The organism is Chryseobacterium sediminis (assembly GCF_008386505.1).
Lineage (GTDB): Bacteria > Bacteroidota > Bacteroidia > Flavobacteriales > Weeksellaceae > Chryseobacterium > Chryseobacterium sediminis.
The window spans coordinates 144,233-163,004 of the sequence record NZ_VUNZ01000005.1 but is presented as its reverse complement, the minus strand read 5'-3'; the positions used below and the strand labels follow the sequence as shown (position 1 = coordinate 163,004).

12 protein-coding genes are annotated in these 18,772 nt (G+C 36.5%); 4 read left to right on the top strand and 8 right to left on the bottom strand.

The features are described from left to right. Nucleotides 1-18: 18 nt before the first annotated feature. Both FW780_RS20560 and FW780_RS20555 read right to left on the bottom strand, forming a co-directional pair. Nucleotides 19-2,136 carry a TonB-dependent receptor gene (locus FW780_RS20560; protein WP_149835475.1) on the bottom strand — a complete coding sequence of 706 codons (2,118 nt, stop codon included), beginning with the start codon at nucleotides 2,134-2,136 and terminating at the stop codon, nucleotides 19-21. Nucleotides 2,137-2,435: 299 nt separating this feature from the next. After that, the gene (locus tag FW780_RS20555; protein WP_241676957.1) at nucleotides 2,436-3,140 is read right to left on the bottom strand and encodes a WG repeat-containing protein; all 705 of its coding nucleotides are present in this window, start codon (nucleotides 3,138-3,140) and stop codon (nucleotides 2,436-2,438) included. A 352-nt stretch (nucleotides 3,141-3,492) separates the two neighbouring features. Here FW780_RS20555 and FW780_RS20550 point away from each other — a divergent pair, with 352 nt between their 5' ends. Both FW780_RS20550 and FW780_RS20545 read left to right on the top strand, forming a co-directional pair. Beyond that, entirely contained in the window at nucleotides 3,493-6,276 is a 2,784-nt protein-coding gene (locus FW780_RS20550) for a bifunctional aconitate hydratase 2/2-methylisocitrate dehydratase (RefSeq protein ID WP_149835473.1), read from the top strand. Between the two features lie 317 nt (nucleotides 6,277-6,593). Continuing rightward, the gene (locus tag FW780_RS20545; RefSeq protein WP_149835547.1) at nucleotides 6,594-8,861 is read left to right on the top strand and encodes an aconitate hydratase; all 2,268 of its coding nucleotides are present in this window, start codon (nucleotides 6,594-6,596) and stop codon (nucleotides 8,859-8,861) included. A gap of 54 nt (nucleotides 8,862-8,915) precedes the next feature. Here FW780_RS20545 and FW780_RS20540 read toward each other — a convergent pair whose 3' ends face one another. Further along, on the bottom strand, nucleotides 8,916-9,593 hold the full coding sequence (locus FW780_RS20540; RefSeq protein ID WP_149835472.1) for a LytR/AlgR family response regulator transcription factor: 678 nt from the start codon (nucleotides 9,591-9,593) through the stop codon (nucleotides 8,916-8,918). After that, on the bottom strand, nucleotides 9,586-10,605 hold the full coding sequence (locus FW780_RS20535; protein ID WP_149835471.1) for a sensor histidine kinase: 1,020 nt from the start codon (nucleotides 10,603-10,605) through the stop codon (nucleotides 9,586-9,588). Before FW780_RS20535 ends, FW780_RS20540 begins: the two co-directional genes overlap by 8 nt. Nucleotides 10,606-10,796: 191 nt before the next feature. Here FW780_RS20535 and FW780_RS20530 point away from each other — a divergent pair, with 191 nt between their 5' ends. Continuing rightward, on the top strand, nucleotides 10,797-12,920 hold the full coding sequence (locus FW780_RS20530) for an outer membrane beta-barrel family protein (protein WP_149835470.1): 2,124 nt from the start codon (nucleotides 10,797-10,799) through the stop codon (nucleotides 12,918-12,920). Nucleotides 12,921-13,127: 207 nt separating this feature from the next. After that, entirely contained in the window at nucleotides 13,128-15,353 is a 2,226-nt protein-coding gene (locus FW780_RS20525) for an outer membrane beta-barrel family protein (protein ID WP_149835469.1), read from the top strand. Nucleotides 15,354-15,458: 105 nt separating this feature from the next. Here FW780_RS20525 and FW780_RS20520 read toward each other — a convergent pair whose 3' ends face one another. The 4 genes from FW780_RS20520 to FW780_RS20505 all read right to left on the bottom strand — a co-directional run bounded on the left by FW780_RS20520 (nucleotide 15,459) and on the right by FW780_RS20505 (nucleotide 18,772). Further along, on the bottom strand, nucleotides 15,459-16,166 hold the full coding sequence (locus FW780_RS20520; protein ID WP_167510769.1) for a HesA/MoeB/ThiF family protein: 708 nt from the start codon (nucleotides 16,164-16,166) through the stop codon (nucleotides 15,459-15,461). A gap of 90 nt (nucleotides 16,167-16,256) precedes the next feature. Continuing rightward, on the bottom strand, nucleotides 16,257-17,375 hold the full coding sequence (gene thiH, locus FW780_RS20515; RefSeq protein ID WP_149835467.1) for a 2-iminoacetate synthase ThiH: 1,119 nt from the start codon (nucleotides 17,373-17,375) through the stop codon (nucleotides 16,257-16,259). A gap of 9 nt (nucleotides 17,376-17,384) precedes the next feature. Next, nucleotides 17,385-18,161, bottom strand: coding sequence for a thiazole synthase (locus FW780_RS20510; RefSeq protein WP_149835466.1), 777 nt, complete (start codon nucleotides 18,159-18,161; stop codon nucleotides 17,385-17,387). After that, nucleotides 18,158-18,772 (bottom strand): thiamine phosphate synthase, encoded by a 615-nt coding sequence (locus FW780_RS20505; protein WP_149835465.1) that lies wholly within the window; start codon nucleotides 18,770-18,772, stop codon nucleotides 18,158-18,160. Before FW780_RS20505 ends, FW780_RS20510 begins: the two co-directional genes overlap by 4 nt.

Below are 18,772 nucleotides of genomic sequence, written 5' to 3'. Positions count from 1 at the left end.
TGTTTCCCAAACTTCTCATTACTGAATCTTCCAGCTTACTCCAAACATGAAATTGGTTCCAGCCTGTGAAAAATAATAGGGTTGTCCTTCATACACAGAGCCGTTGTTGACGTATTTTTTATTGAAGAGATTATTCACCAATAATTTTAATGCAATTTCATTATTGGCAATTTTAAATTGATACTGAGCGTTGAAATCTGTCAGGAAATAATCTTTAAGCTGCAGGTTTGCATCTTCCGTATTGTCCAGATACTGTTTCCCGACATATTGATTCATTAAAACAAACTGAAAGTTTTTTGTAGGGCTGAATTTCAGACCTAAATTGGCAATCACATTCGGAGAGAATGAGATCTGTGTATTTCCAAGACTTTTGGGAACATCTCCATTCTGAATATTGAAATCCTGATTTCTGCTTTGGCTTAAGGTTACATTTCCTGAAACCTCCCATTGTTTAGATAATTTTGCCAAAGCACCAAGCTCCACTCCTCTTCTGTAGCTTTTCCCGGAATTGGTTCTGATGAATGCTCCTACATTATTAAGTTCTCCGTTTAAAACCAATTGATTAACGTAGTACATATAATAAACATTTGCAGTAAACGACACAATCCCGAACTGTTTTTCAAAACCAGCTTCAATGTCGTGAAGTTTTTCAGCTTTCACATCGTTATTGGCCATCAAATCATCTCTGTTCGGTTCGCGGTGGGCATGGGCGTATGACAAAAATACTTTTCCTCCCTCAATTCGGTAATTCACCCCGGCTTTTGGATTAAAGAAGAGCCAGTTTTTACTTAAATCAGCCCCTTCACCATCACCTGCCATCAGAATTTTGGTATTGTAGTTGATTTTTCTAAGCTGTAAATCACCAAAAAATTCAAAATTATCTACTCTGAATAAGGCTTTTGCAAATCCGGATACTTCATTCTTTATCGAACGGCTTCTGTAATATTCACTTTCATCAATCTGAGGAAAAAATACTCCGGTAACATTTCCGTAGTGTCTTCCGTAATATTGATTGGCTACAACACCAACGTTCAGATCTAAGTTTTCAAACTTTCCGTAAAGTGTTGAAACAACTCCGTAAAAATCATTATTCAGCCATTTTTTTCTGATAAAATCTGAATATTTTATAGTCTGCCCTCCTTCCGTCAAATCAGGTAAATTGTATCTGGAAAAAGGATCTCCCTGCTTGTAGTTTTCGTAATATCCTTTTCCTTTGGTATAATGAAAAGTTGTTTCCAGATTCCATCGGTCACTGAATTTTTGTTCCCAAAGCAACTGATAATGATTCTGTCTGTAATTATCCGTTTCATTGTCATAAAAACTTACGATATTTTCCCAATTAGCATCATAAATGGCTCCTGAAACATTAAATTTAGGATCAGTTTCCCATGTTTTACGATCAATCCCGTTCCATGCCTGGTACGTTTTCTCTTTTCCACCAAAAGCCATTAAACGTAGTTTCGTATTTCCTTCTTCAAATAAAGCAGTGAAATTATAAGAATGTAAATTTGATGAAGCTCTGTCAATATATCCGTCAGAATGAATATGAGTATATCTTCCCATTACGGAAAGACGGTTTTTCCAGAACTTTCCAGAACCTATTTCTGCTGAATATTTATAGGTATTGAATGAACCGTAGCTGTCATCTGTTTTAAAATAAAATTTTTCTTCAGGATCTTTAGAAATAACATTCATACTTGCCCCGAAAGCAGAAACACCATTATTGGAAGTTCCCACTCCTCTTTGAATCACAATCTGAGACGCAGAGCTTGTTAAATCCGGAACATTCACAAAAAAAGTCCCTTGACTTTCAGAATCGTTGTACGGAACACCATTCATCATTACATTTATCCCACTTCCTGAAACCCCACGAATCCTAAAACCGGTATATCCTACTCCATTTCCTGCATCTGAAGTAGAAATAATAGAAGTTTGGTTTTTTAAAAGAATAGGAAGATCCTGTCCTAAATTTTTTCCGTCTAAATCTTTCTGTACATTAATGATTTCCTTCGCTACCGGCAGTCTTTTGGTAAAGTTGACGGCTTCAATTTCCCTGATCTTCAGAGAATCCTTATTCTGAGCCTGGATAAAGGCCACAGAGCCTACGCTAAGCCCTAAAAAAAATAATCCTTTCATTCTATAAATCTTTGACATTTAATGAATAAAAGGGGATCGATAAGATATTATACAATAAGCGCCTTATGAAGACGCATCCCTAAACAGCATTACCTGTTCCAGGTTCATTGGGTATAATCTCAGCCTGTTAAAGCACCCCTTTATTTCAGCCGCAAAATTACAAAAAATATATGAATTAAGATTCGCGGTGCGAGTTGCGGGGTTTCGAGGTGCGATATAGAAAAAAGTAGAATGAAAAATAGGAGTTATCAAATAAATCATTCATCATTCATCATTCATCATTCATCATTTATAATTATCTAGTAAGTTTTATTGTTTGAGTCAATATAATAGTAATTTGCGCCATCTTTTGTTACTTCAAACATCTTACCCAGTTTCCAGCTGAAATTCCTTTTAATATTGGAATATTCAAACGGAATAATGATTTTATTATTAACATCAATTACTCCAAATTTATCATTATTGGAGGCAACAATCATGGGGTTGGCCACATCGTCTCCTTCCAGAATAAACAGGTACTGATATTGAGGATAGATCTGGTATTGTCTGTAATCAGCTGCATTTACAAATTTTGATTTTTCAATAATTCCATAAAAACCATTGAGAATATAGGCTTGAAATAACTGTTGTTTATATTCTTCAAATATGCATTTTCCAAAATCGGCTTCTTTGAACTGGTATACTCTCTTCCCGGACTGATCTACCCGGTAAGAGATCATGTCTTTTTCTACTGTAGCATATTCTTTTGTTCCAAATTTTCTAACTTTTTCATTAGGAGAATTCAGCAGGTTACAGTCTTCGTAAAAAAATACGGCAATGTGATATTCCGGCTGAATAATAAATTTCCCATTCTGATTAACATACCCAAACTTATCACCTTTTTTCTTAGGGATCAAAACCGGAAGATCTTTATTGATTACTACTAAATCAGGATTAGGCTTATTGCTTGCCGGCCCTTTCTTAACCGCAGTTTTCACGCCTTTTTTCAAAGTTATTTTCTTCACAGATTTAGTCTGTGAAAAAATGAAAACCGAAGTAAAAATGCATAAAACATTAAGGATATTTTTCATATTCGCCATATGTCTACAAAAATATGACCAAAAATAGATATTATAAAATTCATATTTATAAAGAATCTAAATAATTTCGTTTCTATAAAATATTAAAAATTCGTAATTTTGGGAACATTTTGAATTGTTTGATAATTTTAAAAAACTTTTAAGAAAGTGTAGATTATGCTGACTTTATTCGGTTAATGTTGCATCAAAATGCGAGAACTCAAAATGTCATTAACTGTATTTTACAGACCGGTAAAGAAGAGGCAGGCCTACCTTTAATGTTGAAAGACCTTCTATTATGAATATTTATAAGGATTACATCAAAGAGATTGAAGAAAGAAAAACCCAAGGGCTTCATCCAAAGCCAATTGATGGTGCTGAATTACTAAGCGAAATCATTACACAGATTAAAGATTCAGGTAATGCTGACCGATCGGATTCTCTTAAATTTTTCATTTACAACACGCTACCCGGAACTACAAGTGCAGCGGGAGTGAAAGCAAAATTTTTAAAAGAAATTATTCTGGGTGAATCCGTAGTAGAAGAAATTTCCCCGGCATTTGCCTTTGAATTATTATCTCATATGAAAGGCGGGCCTTCTATTGAAGTATTGCTGGACCTTGCTTTAGGTAACGACGCAGCTATTGCTAAAGAAGCAGCAGCCGTTCTTAAAACACAGGTTTTCCTTTATGAGGCAGATACTAACCGTCTGAAAGATGCATTCAACAGCGGTAACGAAATTGCAAAAGAAATCCTTGAAAGCTATGCAAAAGCTGAGTTTTTCACAAAACTTCCGGAAGTTGCTGAAGAAATTAAAGTAGTAACATTCATTGCTGGTGAAGGAGATATCTCAACAGATTTACTTTCTCCGGGTAACCAGGCCCATTCAAGATCAGACCGTGAACTTCACGGTAAATGCATGATCACTCCTGAAGCTCAGGAAGAAATTAAAGCTTTACAGGCACAACATCCTGATGCAAGCGTTATGCTTATCGCTGAAAAAGGAACAATGGGTGTAGGATCATCAAGAATGTCAGGGGTGAATAACGTTGCTCTTTGGACAGGTAAACAAGCCAGCCCGTATGTACCATTCGTAAATATTGCTCCAATTGTAGGAGGAACAAACGGTATTTCTCCGATTTTCCTTACAACAGTAGACGTTACCGGAGGTATTGGTGTTGACCTTAAAAACTGGGTAAAGAAAGTTGACGAAAACGGTAATCCAATTCGTAATGAAAATGGCGACATCGTTCTTGAAGAAGCATATTCAGTAGCAACAGGAACTGTTTTAACAATTAATACAAAAGAGAAGAAATTATATAACGGCGATAAAGAACTTATTGACCTTACTAAATCTTTCACTCCACAAAAGATGGAATTTATCAAAGCGGGCGGATCTTACGCTATCGTATTTGGTAAAAAATTACAGACATTTGCAGCTCAGCTTTTAGGAATTGAAGCACCTGCTGTTTTTGCTCCATCAAAAGAAATTTCTCACGAAGGACAAGGCCTTACTGCGGTAGAAAAGATATTCAACAGAAATGCTGTTGGAACCACTCCCGGAAAAGTATTACACGCAGGTTCAGACGTTCGTGTAGAAGTAAATATCGTTGGATCTCAGGATACGACAGGTCTTATGACTTCTCAGGAACTTGAATCTATGGCGGCTACAGTAATTTCTCCAATCGTTGACGGTGCATACCAATCAGGATGTCACACCGCTTCAGTTTGGGATAAAAAAGCTCAGGCTAACATTCCTAAACTAATGAAATTCATGAACGAGTTCGGTCTTATTACGGCTCGTGATCCGAAAGGTGAATACCACGCAATGACTGACGTAATCCATAAGGTTCTTAACGACATCACTGTAGATGAATGGGCTATCATTATTGGTGGTGACTCTCACACAAGAATGTCTAAAGGGGTAGCTTTCGGAGCTGACTCAGGAACTGTGGCTCTTGCATTAGCTACCGGTGAAGCTTCTATGCCAATTCCTGAATCTGTAAAAGTAACCTTCAAAGGAAACATGAAAGAACACATGGATTTCCGTGATGTAGTTCATGCAACACAGGCTCAGATGTTGAAGCAGTTTGGAGGAGAAAACGTATTCCAGGGTAGAATCATTGAGGTTCACATCGGAACACTTCCTGCTGACCAGGCATTTACCTTTACAGACTGGACCGCTGAGATGAAGGCAAAAGCTTCTATCAATATTTCTGAAGACAATACTTTGATCGAATCACTGGAAATTGCAAAAGGCAGAATCCAGATCATGATTGATAAAGGTATGGATAACCACAATCAGGTTCTTCAAGGATTAATCAATAAAGCTAATAAGAGAATTGCAGAGATCAGATCTGGTGAAAAACCAGCTTTAACTCCGGATGCAAACGCAAAATATTATGCTGAAGTAGTTGTTGATCTTGATGTAATCGTAGAACCAATGATTGCAGACCCGGATGTAAACAACGATGATGTATCTAAGAGATATACTCACGATACCATCAGAGATCTTTCTTATTATGGAGGAGAGAAAAAAGTAGATCTTGGTTTCGTAGGATCTTGTATGGTTCACAAAGGAGACCTTAAGATTGTTTCTCAAATGCTTAGAAACATTGAAAAACAACAAGGGAAGGTAGAATTTAGCGCTCCTCTTGTAATAGCAGCACCTACTTATAACATCATTGACGAACTGAAGGCAGAAGGAGACTGGGAATTATTAGAAAAATATTCAGCTTTTGAATTTGATGATAATGCTCCAAAAGGAGAAGCCCGTGTTGAATACAAAAATGTAATGTATCTTGAGCGTCCTGGATGTAACCTTTGTATGGGTAACCAGGAAAAAGCAGCTAAAGGAGATACAGTATTGGCAACTTCCACACGTCTTTTCCAAGGAAGAGTAGTTGAAGATTCTGAACGTAAAAAAGGAGAATCTCTACTTGCTTCAACTCCGGTTGTTGTTCTTTCTGCGATCATTGGAAGAATTCCTAACATTGATGAATACAAAGCAGCGGTTGAAGGCATTGATCTTACAACTTTTGTACCTTCAATTAAAGAATTAACAAGTACAAGCGCTCACTAAGAGAATTCATAAATAAGTCGTAAGACTATTGAAAATTATATAATTGGAAGATTTTACATCCTAAGGGACTAAAATCTTCCATTTTTTGTTTAGAACGTTTCTATTTTAAGATAGTTACGTTTTTTTTTCGATAAAATCCGGGAAATAAATTCTATTTTTTCTTAAATTGAAACTTATAAAATCTATTGATTTTACAATCAAAAACGCCCTGTTTATGGATTATAGGAACGTTTTTTGATGCATTAATAGTGATTTTTCTTTTTCAGACATCAGAGAAAGAAGCATTAAATGGAAAAAGAACAAAACTAAAATACGATATGACTTTTGATATTGATATGATCAAAAAGGTGTATGAGCGTTACCCTGAGAGAATTGCTGCGGCGAGACAAATTGTGGGAAAACCTCTTACCCTTTCAGAAAAAATCCTTTACACCCACCTTTGGGAAGGAAATGCTACACAAGCTTATGAAAGAGGAAACTCTTATGTAGACTTCGCACCAGACCGAGTAGCAATGCAGGATGCCACAGCACAGATGGCACTTTTACAGTTTATGCAGGCAGGAAAATCTAAAGTTGCTGTTCCTTCCACAGCTCACGCAGATCACCTGATTCAGGCGAAAGTAGGTGCTGATAAAGATTTACAGGAAGGTATTAACAAAAACTCTGAGGTATTCAACTTCCTTAGTTCAGTATGTGATAAATACGGAATTGGATTCTGGAAGCCGGGAGCAGGTATCATCCACCAGGTAGTATTGGAAAATTATGCCTTCCCTGGAGGTATGATGATTGGTACAGATTCACACACCGTAAATGCAGGAGGACTGGGAATGGTAGCCATTGGTGTAGGAGGTGCTGATGCAGTAGACGTTATGGCAGGAATGGCCTGGGAGCTTAAAATGCCAAAACTTATCGGGGTGAAATTAACCGGTAAAATGAATGGATGGACCTCTGCAAAAGATGTTATCTTAAAAGTAGCAGGAATCCTTACCGTAAAAGGAGGTACCGGATGCATCGTAGAATATTTCGGTGAAGGGGCAGAATCTCTTTCCGCTACCGGTAAAGGGACTATCTGTAACATGGGTGCTGAAATTGGAGCTACCACTTCTACTTTCGGATATGATGATTCTATGAGAAGATATCTTTCTGCTACCGGAAGACAGGATGTAGTAGATGCTGCTGATCAAATTGCTGAACATTTAACCGGTGATGCCGAAGTATACGCAAACCCTGAACAATATTTCGACCAATTAATAGAAATCAACCTTTCTGAACTTACTCCTCACCTAAACGGACCTTTCACTCCGGATTTAGCGACTCCGGTTGCAGAATTCAGAGCTAAAGCTGAGGCTAATGGATGGCCTTTAGAAGTTGAGTGGGCCCTTATTGGTTCTTGTACCAACTCTTCATATGAAGATTTATCAAGAGCAGCTTCTATCGTAGAAGATGCTGTGGCAAAAGGAGTAAAACCTAAAGCTATTTTAGGAATCAACCCAGGTTCTGAACAGGTGAAATTCACTGCGGAAAGAGATGGTTTCTTAGATTCTTTCAGAAAATTTGAAAACGCCAGAATCTTTACCAACGCTTGCGGACCATGTATTGGACAATGGGACAGAGAAGGAGCTGAAAAAGGAGAGAAAAACTCTATTATTCACTCATTCAACAGAAACTTTGCAAAAAGAGCTGATGGTAACCCAAATACCCACGCATTTGTAGCTTCTCCTGAAATGGTAGCTGCTGTTGCTATCTCCGGAAGATTAGATTTTAACCCGATTACAGATACTTTAACGAATCAGGCTGGTGAACAGGTAAAACTTGATGAGCCTAAAGGTTTTGAACTTCCTGAAAAAGGTTTTGCTGTAGATGATAACGGATATCAGGCTCCATCAGAAGATGGTTCCAGCGTTGTTGTGAATGTAAGCCCAACTTCAGACAGACTCCAGTTGTTAGAAGAATTCCCGGCTTGGGATGGTAAAAACATTGAAGGAGCTAAAGTATTGATCAAAGCTTTCGGAAAATGTACTACTGACCACATTTCTATGGCCGGACCATGGTTGAAATACAGAGGTCACCTAGACAATATTTCAAATAATATGTTGATTGGGGCGGTGAATGCTTACAACATGGAAACCAATAAAGTTAAAAACGAATTAACCGGTGAATACGGTGAAGTTCCGGCTGTACAAAGAGCTTATAAAGCTGCTGGTGTTCCAACAATCGTTGTAGGAGACCAGAACTACGGTGAAGGCTCTTCAAGAGAACACGCTGCAATGGAGCCTAGACACCTTGGGGTGAAAGCTGTATTGGTAAAATCATTCGCGAGAATTCACGAGACCAACCTTAAGAAACAAGGAATGCTTGGAATCACTTTCGCTAATGAGGCTGATTATGACAAAATACAGGAAGATGACACGGTTAATTTCTTAGATCTAGATCAGTTTGCTCCAGGAAAACAACTGACTTTAGAATTCGTTCATGCTGACGGAACTAAAGATATCATTATGGCCAACCATACTTACAACGATCAGCAAATTGATTGGTTTAAGGCTGGTTCTGCTCTAAACCTGATCAAACAACAGGAAAAATAAAATTAATTGTTAGATTAATTACTATAAAGGCGGCTTCAATAGAAGTCGTCTTTTTTATTTCAGTCTATCCAGAAGATTTGTTCTATAGCTTTCTCCGACAGGAATTTCAGATTCAGGAAGAACAATTTTTTTTGCACCGATACTTTTAATCTTATCCAAATTGACAATGAAAGATTTATGAACCCTTACAAATTTTTCAGAAAGCTGATTTTCCATAGATTTAAGAGTATCCAAAACGATAAACTCATCATTTTCCGTCCGGATATTGACATAATCTTTAATACTTTCAATATACAGGATTTCATTAAAGGCAATACGATGCCTTTGTCCCGAGGATTTCACAAAGAAATGGGTATTTTCTTCCTGTAGGAAAGAAAAACGTTCCTGAGCTTTTAATACACTCTTTTGAAACCTTTCAAAGGAAATTGGCTTCAGAAGATAATCCACAATATTGTGTTCATAACCTTCCAATGCATATTCCGAATAAGCTGTTGTTAAAATATATTTTTGATTGGCACCTATAATCTTCATAAAATTGATTCCCGTAAGCTCCGGCATCTGAATATCCAGAAAGATAAGGTCTGAATCATTTTTTTGCAGATATTCTAAAGCCAGAATGGGATTTTCTGTAGAGAAAACCAGTTCAAGAAAAGGAATTTTCTCTACATAATGTTCCAGAAGAGAGATAGCAAGCGGTTCGTCATCAACGATAATACATTTTATCTTATTCATCCCGTAAATCAATTTTTAAATCTACAATAAATTCCGTTTCTGAATCTTTGATCTCAAGCTGATGTTTAGGATAAAGAATTTCCAGTCTTTTTTTTACATTCTGAATTCCTATTCCTGACACGGTATCTTTCATTTTCGGTGCTTTAAAATTTAAAAGATAAAAATGCAGCACCTTACCATGATCTGAGATTCTCATTTCAAAACCTTTATCACGAAAATCTCCATGTTTGAATGCATTCTCAACAAAAGGAACCAGCAGCATTGGTGAAATTTTAAGATGAGGATACTGAATATCTTTTTTTATAAGCAATAATTCAGGATTTCTGATTCTAAGTTTCTCCAAAGCAATAAGACTGTCAATATATCCAATTTCTTTATCCAACGAAATTGAGTCTTTTTCAAGGTCTTTTGTGCTGTATCGCAGCAATTGTCCAAGTTCTTCAATCGCAGGTAGCGCTTTATCTGATTTCTGATATACGAGGGAATAGATATTATTTAATGAATTAAAAATAAAATGAGGATTAATCTGGGTTTTCAATGCCTGAAGTTCCGCCTGTTTCTTTTCTATCAGAAGTTGTTTTTTATCATTTTCAGCAACGCCATATTTCTCCAGTATCCAGAGAATACCCGCGATAAAAGTAGTCAGAGAACTGTTGTATATATTATCGAAAAAATAGTAAAGAAGTCCGGTTTTTTCATCGTAATTCCGGAATCCGAGAGTAGAAGGCAGAATCATTTCTTCCAAAGCGTACCTCATGCTGGCAAAACATACAAGTGTCAGAATGAAAACGAAGACCGCCGAATACAGTTTTTCAAGTTTAAAAACCTTTGGAAATATAACCAGATAAGAAATATAGAATGTGGTAATTTTTACAATAAAATAGGTAATTCTCAGAATATGCAATTCAGGACGGTTAGCCTCTGGTATAAAAAAATTAGGTGTAATGACGGTTCCAAAAAAATTGAATCCCCAATAAATAATTTGAAGCCAGATAATTTGCTTTTTATTCATAATCAAATATAAATCTCTATCGGGATAATTCATCAACACATTCGATAAAAACCTGTTTTTTTCCGATGAAACTTTTTTGATATGCATAATGATGCCCTTCATCTAAACGCTCTTTCCTTTCAAAAGCTCTTCCAATACTTTTGTCTGAGAAATCTTAACACAATCATCATTTAGTCTGTCATTTACATCTTATGAAAAAACATATTTTATTTATAGCGACTTTGGTTTATTCTTTTGCGACAGCACAAACTAAAGATACCGTCAATGTCAACAAAATTGAAGCAGTTACGGTGAACGGCAAAAAAGTTCTGGTAGAGCGTAAAGTGGATCGTCTTGTTTATAATGTTCAGAATTCTATGCTTTCACAGGGAAGTTCAGGAACTGAAGTCTTGGCGGGAACCCCTTTATTACAGGTAGATGAAAATAAAGGTCTTCTTTCCATTGTCGGAAAAAATGGAGTTTCTGTGATGGTTAATGACCGGATGCTCAATCTTTCCGGAGCTGAACTGATCAATTATCTGAGAAACCTTCGCTCTGAAAATATACTGAAAATTGAAGTAATCACCACTCCGCCTGCCAAATATGAAGCTCAGGGAAATAGTGGGATTATCAATATTGTTCTTAAAAAGAATCAGAATCTCGGATGGAGCGGTTATCTGAATACAAATTATACTCAAAAAACATATGCCGCATTCAGCACGGTAACAGGAATAAATTACCAGAATGAAAAGATGAAAGCTTCGGTAAAAATCCAGGGTTATGACGGAGATAAAAGATCAGTAGAAAATTATAAGATAATAGGTGAGAATTCTTCTATAAGCAGGAATGAGAGAAAGGATATGAGTGACGGACTTGGTCTGAATGCTAATTTTGATTATTCTCTCACTAAAAATTCCAGTATCGGATTGGTATATGATATTTCTAAGGGACATTCTAATATGGATATTCACGCAACGCAAAATTATTTTACCAACAATACTTCTACTTTGCAAACGGATACAGATTCAAAGCACCGTTCTGCTTTTACAACCCAAATGCTTAATCTATATTTTGATCAGAAATTTGGAGAACATAAGCTAAGTCTGGGTGCTAATTACTATGGAAACCTTCCTGATACAGAGGTTAATTTTACTACGAGAAATATTACTGACAATTCAATGCAAACGGTAAGAAATCTTTCTGGTGTAGACTATAAAATCTATTCAGGGCAGGCAGATTTAACTTTAAATTTCAAAAAAATTCAGTTGGAAACCGGAGCAAAATACAGTCAGTTTTCTAATAACTCTGATATTGGATATTTTAATCTTAATAATGGAAATTATATCATAGATCCTGCAAAGAGCAATCTTTTTGATTATAATGAAAAGAATTATGCTGCTTATATCAGTGCCAGTAAAGATCTGGGTGAAAAATGGTCTGTAAAAGCAGGATTACGTTATGAATATTCACAAACCAGCGGTTTCTCCCCTACTACACAGTCAAAATCCGAGAATAATTACGGAAAGTTTTTCCCTACAGCTTATCTATCTTATAAAGCCAATCAGGATAATCAGTTCAGCATTAATTATTCCCGAAGAATCAACCGTCCCTATTTCCGGGCTTTAGACCCGTTCCGATGGTATTCTAATCCTAATACCTATTATTCAGGAAATCCCAGTCTTCAGCCCTCTTTCAATCACAATATTGAACTTAATTATATCTTTAAAAATAAATTTTCCGGCAATTTTTATTACCAGAGAACAACAAATAATTTTGACCAAATCTCCTTTCTGAACGGAATTGACCTTACAAGCACATTTGAAAATTATTACAATCAGGATATTTACGGGATCAATTTGAATTACACAGATACTTTCTTCAAAATATGGGAAAGTACTATTTCAACTTCATTCAGTTATAATGAAACTCAGATTACACGGTTTAATCTGGTTCCTAAAAACGGACAGTCATTCTATTATTCTCTCAACAATACGTTCCAGCTGAATAAGGCTAAAACATTGATGTTATTTGTCAACTACTGGAACAACCTGCCTTCCCGCGACGGATATTTTTCTGTGAAAAACAGAGCAAGTCTGGATGCAGGAGTGAAGATGAGCTTTGCCGAAAAAGCACTGCAAATCAATCTTTCGGTGAGTGATATTTTCAGGCAGTCAGGACTTAAGGCTGATATGTATTTTACGGATAATACGCAGTCATTCAATAACTATTGGGATGCCAGAAGAATGACACTCAGTATTACGTATAATTTTGGAAACCAAAAAGTAAAATCGAATAACAGAGCTGTGAATTTTGAAGAAAAAAACCGCGCGCAATAAACAATTTTCATTCTGATTATTCCAATCCCGATGACACAAAAATTAATAAGAAAGACAGATTTTTACAATTACAGGAAATGCCATACAGCCCCTTACTCAGAAGAATATTATTTATTGAATTTTCTTTATTGAAGTAAATAAAATTATTGTGATATCTGTAACAAAATTTATTTTTTAACGTCTAACCGGATATCAGTAAAAAACATTATGAAAAAAACGATTTTCGCTTTATCCTTATTAAGCTCTGTTTTTGTTTTTTCTCAGGAAAAAAATAATAAACCTCAGGAAAAGCAAATTGAAGGAGTAGTTATCACCAAAACTAAAAAAGCAGTTGAACAAAAGGCAGACCGTACTATTTTTGACTTTTCTGAGCAACCTCAGCTGAATAACGGAAACGTTCTTGAAGGAATAAAAAAACTTCCGGGACTTGTATCTACGGATATTGCAGGAATGATGTATCAGGGAAAAATGCTGGAGGTATATCTTAACGGAAGACCTTTAAACATTACTTCTAATGAATTAAACTCCTTTCTGGAAGGGATGCCGGCCAATTCTGTAGAAAGAATTGAAGTGATCACTCAGCCCGGTGCTGAATTTCCGGCTACTTCAGGAGGAGCAATCATGAATATCATTACTAACAAAAACGCTAATAAATATTTAACCGCTACTTATTCAGGGAATTATTCTTTCACAAATTACGACAAGTATAGAAGCAGAACAACCAACTCCGTTAATTTAAATGCCAGAAATAAATATTTCGGATGGCAGCTGAATGTGGGTCAGAATTACCGTGAAAGTATGCTGAACGGTCAGCAGGACGAGCTTTTAACAAGTCATACGGACAGATACGGGCGTGGATATTTTGCAAAATCCGGATTGACTTTTGATTTAGGACAGGACAGGTTATTATTAAACTACGATATTTATCACAATAATAATGATAATTACACTTTAAGTAATGGTCATGGGGATTTGCCTTTTGAGAATAATCCTAAAGATTTAAGAGAGGCTTTTTATACTTCTTCGGATGTAGCCCACACCAATAGTTTGAGACAGGAAGCTGTTGTTACGTACCAAAAACGCTTTGCTGACAAGTCTCAAAAACTTGATTTCCAGTTTGGTTACACAAGGTCTGACAGTAAGTTCTCTCAGGACAACTTTTTTCAGGACGGCACATTTGTAACCCCTGCAAATCATCCAATTGACAGTCCTACGAATGGTTTAAAAGATATTCTGAATAATAAATCTGTGATGAATATTGCCAACTTTAAAGTAGATTATGCTCAACCTATCAAACTTCTTGATGGCGGAAAGGTAAGCTTTGGAGGGTTATATGAAAAACAGGATTATGATACCGAAAGTTTTGGTTTGACTAATCTTGAATATCAGAGACAGACGGCTTCTACTTATCTGGAGTTTCAAGCTAAGTTGAAAAAGTTTGATTTTACATTGGGTTCCCGTGCTGAAAACTATGATATTTCAGGGATAACAAGATATTTTGATAAAGATGCAAAGCTTGTAGAGGCTAACTTGATTCCTTTCAATAAATTTAAGTTTTTCCCCAATGCAAGCGTACAGTATAACATGATGAATCAGGTTTATATTGCCGCAAACTACAACAGAAAAATCAGTCTGCCAAGTATTTCTGCCCTGAACCCGAATAACGTAACGTTCTCCGGACCAAGTACAGAGGTAAATGGTAACCCGAATCTACAACCTACTATTTTTGATAATTATGAAATAAAAATTTCTGCTTTTGATTATGCGTTTATCGGATACAGCGTAAGTTCGGCAAGCAATCAGGTAGCACAGATTATCAGAAAAGACGGAAGAAAACTCTTCAACGAACAAGTGAATATTTCAAATATGAGAATTCACAACTTTAATGTTGGGCTACCAGTTCCTTTCATGGTTTTTAGCAAACCTTTGAGCGAAATTATGAAGTTTAATTTTAATCCGGATAAAATTAATTTCATGTACTTATATGCAGGATATCAGAAACATGAAATCGACAATCTTAACAATAAAGGTTTCTGGATTTTCAATATCATGACGCAGATTATTTTGCCTAAAGACATCAAACTGACAGCCAATTACAGTTATCTGACTCCAAAAGCAGGATATTTCTACTTCACGGCAGAGAAACCGTTCAACAACTCGCTTGATATTACATTGACGAAGAAATTTATGAACAACCGTCTGACGCTATCTGTTTTTGCAAATGATATTTTCAACGGACAGATGATGCAGGTACGTTCTAATCCTCCATCAGGAACTCCGGTAATGATCAGCAGTAAATATGATACAAGGAACTTTGGATTCTCAATCAATTATAAGATTCCTACCAGAAATAAGCTGGCTAAGGAAGATCCAAATATCCTAAACAGCACTAAAAAAGAAGATAACGGAGGCGTAATGCAGCAGGCACAATAATTCTTTAAGATAAAATAAAAGAGGCAGTAATCATTTTTACTGCCTCTTTCTATTGATATTGAAGTGGTGTTATCGGTGAAAATATTCGTGAGATTTGTATTTAAATCAAAAATCTATCGTTTGAAATCGCCAATCCAGCGTATCTACCAATGTCAGTTGATTTAAATTTACTGGAAGATCTGTAATGATTTTTAAGGTCTGAAGAGCCATCATACTGCCTATTATTCCAGGCAAAGCACCTAATACACCAAGACTGTCACAATCTGACATATCTTCATCAAAAGGTGGTTCAGGAAAAATATCCCTGAGGTTTTTACTTCCGTTATAATTAAATACTACAACCTGTCCTGAAAATCCTAAAATACTGCCATAAACCAAAGTCTTTTTCAGTTTTACACAGGTATCATTCACCAGATATCTTGTTGAAAAGTTGTCTGAACCATCAACGATAATATCGTACTGAGAAATGATCTCTTCAGCATTATTTTCATTTATTTTTTCTTCGAGTCCTGTAAATGTAACCTGATGATTAAGGTTTTCTACAAATGTTTCAGCACTCTTCACTTTGGATAATCCTACACTGCTTTCAGTATGGATAATCTGCCGGTTAAGGTTATGAAGTTCAACCTCATCAAAATCTGCAATTCCCAAAGTTCCTACCCCTGCAGCAGCAAGATATTGTATAATAGGACTTCCCAAACCTCCTGCACCTATCACAAGAACTTTTGAAGCCATTATTTTCTTTTGCCCTTCCAAGCCAATTTCTTCGATAAATATCTGCCGGCTGTACCGTGAAAAATGATCTTCTTTCATAATTATATTTGAACCATTAAGATTCTTTAAGTTGGTAAGGAAAGTTAAGTTGAACTTCGCCTCTTCAAATTTTTTAGTGGTTTAAAAATTTTAAATTCCACTATAAACAGAATCCCAATCTTTCATGACAGGATCGTAGCCTGCTTTTTTAATCATGAGTCTGATGTCATCCATACTTCGTTCGTCACTGGTTTCAAACTGTTCCAGAGATTCTTTATCTACGGCATAGCCACCCGGATTTGTCTTTGAACCAGCACTCATGGCTGTAGCTCCCAATGACACTATATTATTTCTAAAGACTTCATTTTCTCTGGTAGAAATGGAAATTTCAAGATCTTCATTCCAGATTCTGTAGGCACAAATGAGTTGAAGCAGGTCTTTATCTTCCATAATAAAATTTGGATCAATAATTCCTTCAGCCGGTCTTAGCCTCGGAAAGGAAACCGAAAACTTACTTTTCCAGTATTGTTTCTGAAGATAATCTATGTGTAACGCGTTGAAAAAGCTGTCGATTCTCCAATCTTCAAGTCCAAGAAGAACTCCCAGTCCGATTTTATGAATTCCTGCTCTTCCTATTCTATCCGGAGTCTCCAAACGAAAATGAAAATTCGATTTTTTACCTTTCGGATGATATTCTCTGTAAACATCCTGATGATAGGTTTCCTGATATACCAACACAGAGTGTACTCCTTCTTCATGAAGCAATCTGTACTCCTCTTCCATTAAAGGTTGAACTTCAATTGAAATATTGGAAAAATGAGGTTTTAACTTACGAACCGCATTCTGAAAGTAAGAAACACCTACTATTTTATTGGCTTCACCGCTTACCAGCAATACATGGTTCACACCCATTGATTTCAGTACTGATGCTTCTATCATCAGTTCTACATCGGAAAGTGTTTTTCTTTTCAGATTATTATCAAGACTGAATCCGCAATAGGTACAGATATTCTGACATTCATTACTGAGATAAAGCGGAGCGTAAAGCTGAATGGTTTTTCCAAATCTTTTTTGGGTAAGTGCCTGCGTCATTCTTGCCATTAGTTCCAGCTCCTGAGCAGCAGCTGGCGACAGAAGATTCAGGAAATCATCAAGGGTTTTATTCTTTTTCTGAAGGCTGGATCTTACATCAGCCAGTGTTACTTTTTCAAGCTTATTCTTTACCTCCTCCCATTGGTAGTTTTCAAAAACATCTTTAAAGCTTTTCATAATCCTGATTTATTCAAATAAAAATGAAGTAAGCGGACTTGAAGCCTCAGCGTGATTCGCAATTGCTCCCAATCCTGATTCAAAAGCTCTTCTTCCGGCAATAACTCCTTCTTTGAAAGCTACAGCCATATTAAGCGGATTTCTTGCAACAGCAATAGCGGTGTTAACCAAAACGGCATCTGCTCCCATTTCCATGGCCTTTGCAGCATCTGATGGCGCTCCGATTCCGGCATCTACCACTACAGGAACGTTACTCTGACTGATGATTATTTCCAGAAAGTCCTGGGTTCTTAATCCTTTATTTGTCCCGATGGGAGCCCCTAGCGGCATTACGACTGCTGTACCGGCATCTTCAAGACGTTTGCACAGAACAGGATCGGCATGAATGTAAGGCATCACAACAAATCCCAGTTTGGCAAGTTCTTCAGTGGCATATAAAGTTTCAATAGGATCTGGCAACAAATATTTCGGATCGGGATGAATTTCCAGCTTCACCCAGTTGGTTTCCAGTGCTTCTCTGGCCAATTGTGCTGCCAATACAGCTTCTTTGGCGGTTCTGGCTCCGGAAGTATTAGGCAGAAGATGAACATTGGTTTCTCTTAAGGAGTCAAGCAGATCGTCTTCACCGGATTGGGCATCAATTCTTTTTAATGCCATAGTCACCATATCCGTTTCTGATGTGATGACAGACTGTACCATATCTTTCAGACTTCCGAACTTTCCTGTTCCTAGAAACAGTCTTGATTCAAAGGTTCTTCCTGCTATTTCTAATTTCTGATTGTTCATATCATTACTTTTTTAAATTCATTTATAACGGATGGCTGTTTAGTAATCAACCCAGATACGGCAACACCGTAAAGTCCAATCGTCTGTAATGGCAAAAGATCTTCAAGAGTAACACTCCCGATTGCAAATATTTTGGGAATGTCAATTGATTGATCTCTTAATCCATTTACGATTTCCTGATACCCTTCAAATCCAAGAACAGGGCTTAATTTTTCTTTGGTTGTGGTAAACCTTAAAGGGCCCAAACCGATATAATCACAAGATTCTTCGATTCTTTGAATTACATCTGAGAGCGTATTCGCTGTTCCGCCAATAATTTTATTTTCGCCTAAAATCAATCTTGCTTTTTCAATAGAGCTGTCATTTAATCCTAAATGAACTCCATCGGCATCTATTTCTTTTACCAGATGTACATGATCATTGATGATACACACCGCCTGATATTCTGAACAAAGCTGTTTTGATATTTCACAGAGATTGATTAATTCATTTTCAGGGGCATTTTTCCATCTTACTTGCACCCATTTGATTCCGTTATCAAGGGCTTTCCGGATATGAAGTTCCTGTTCCTGTATTGTATTTCCCTGTGATATGTATTGTAATTTTTCCAT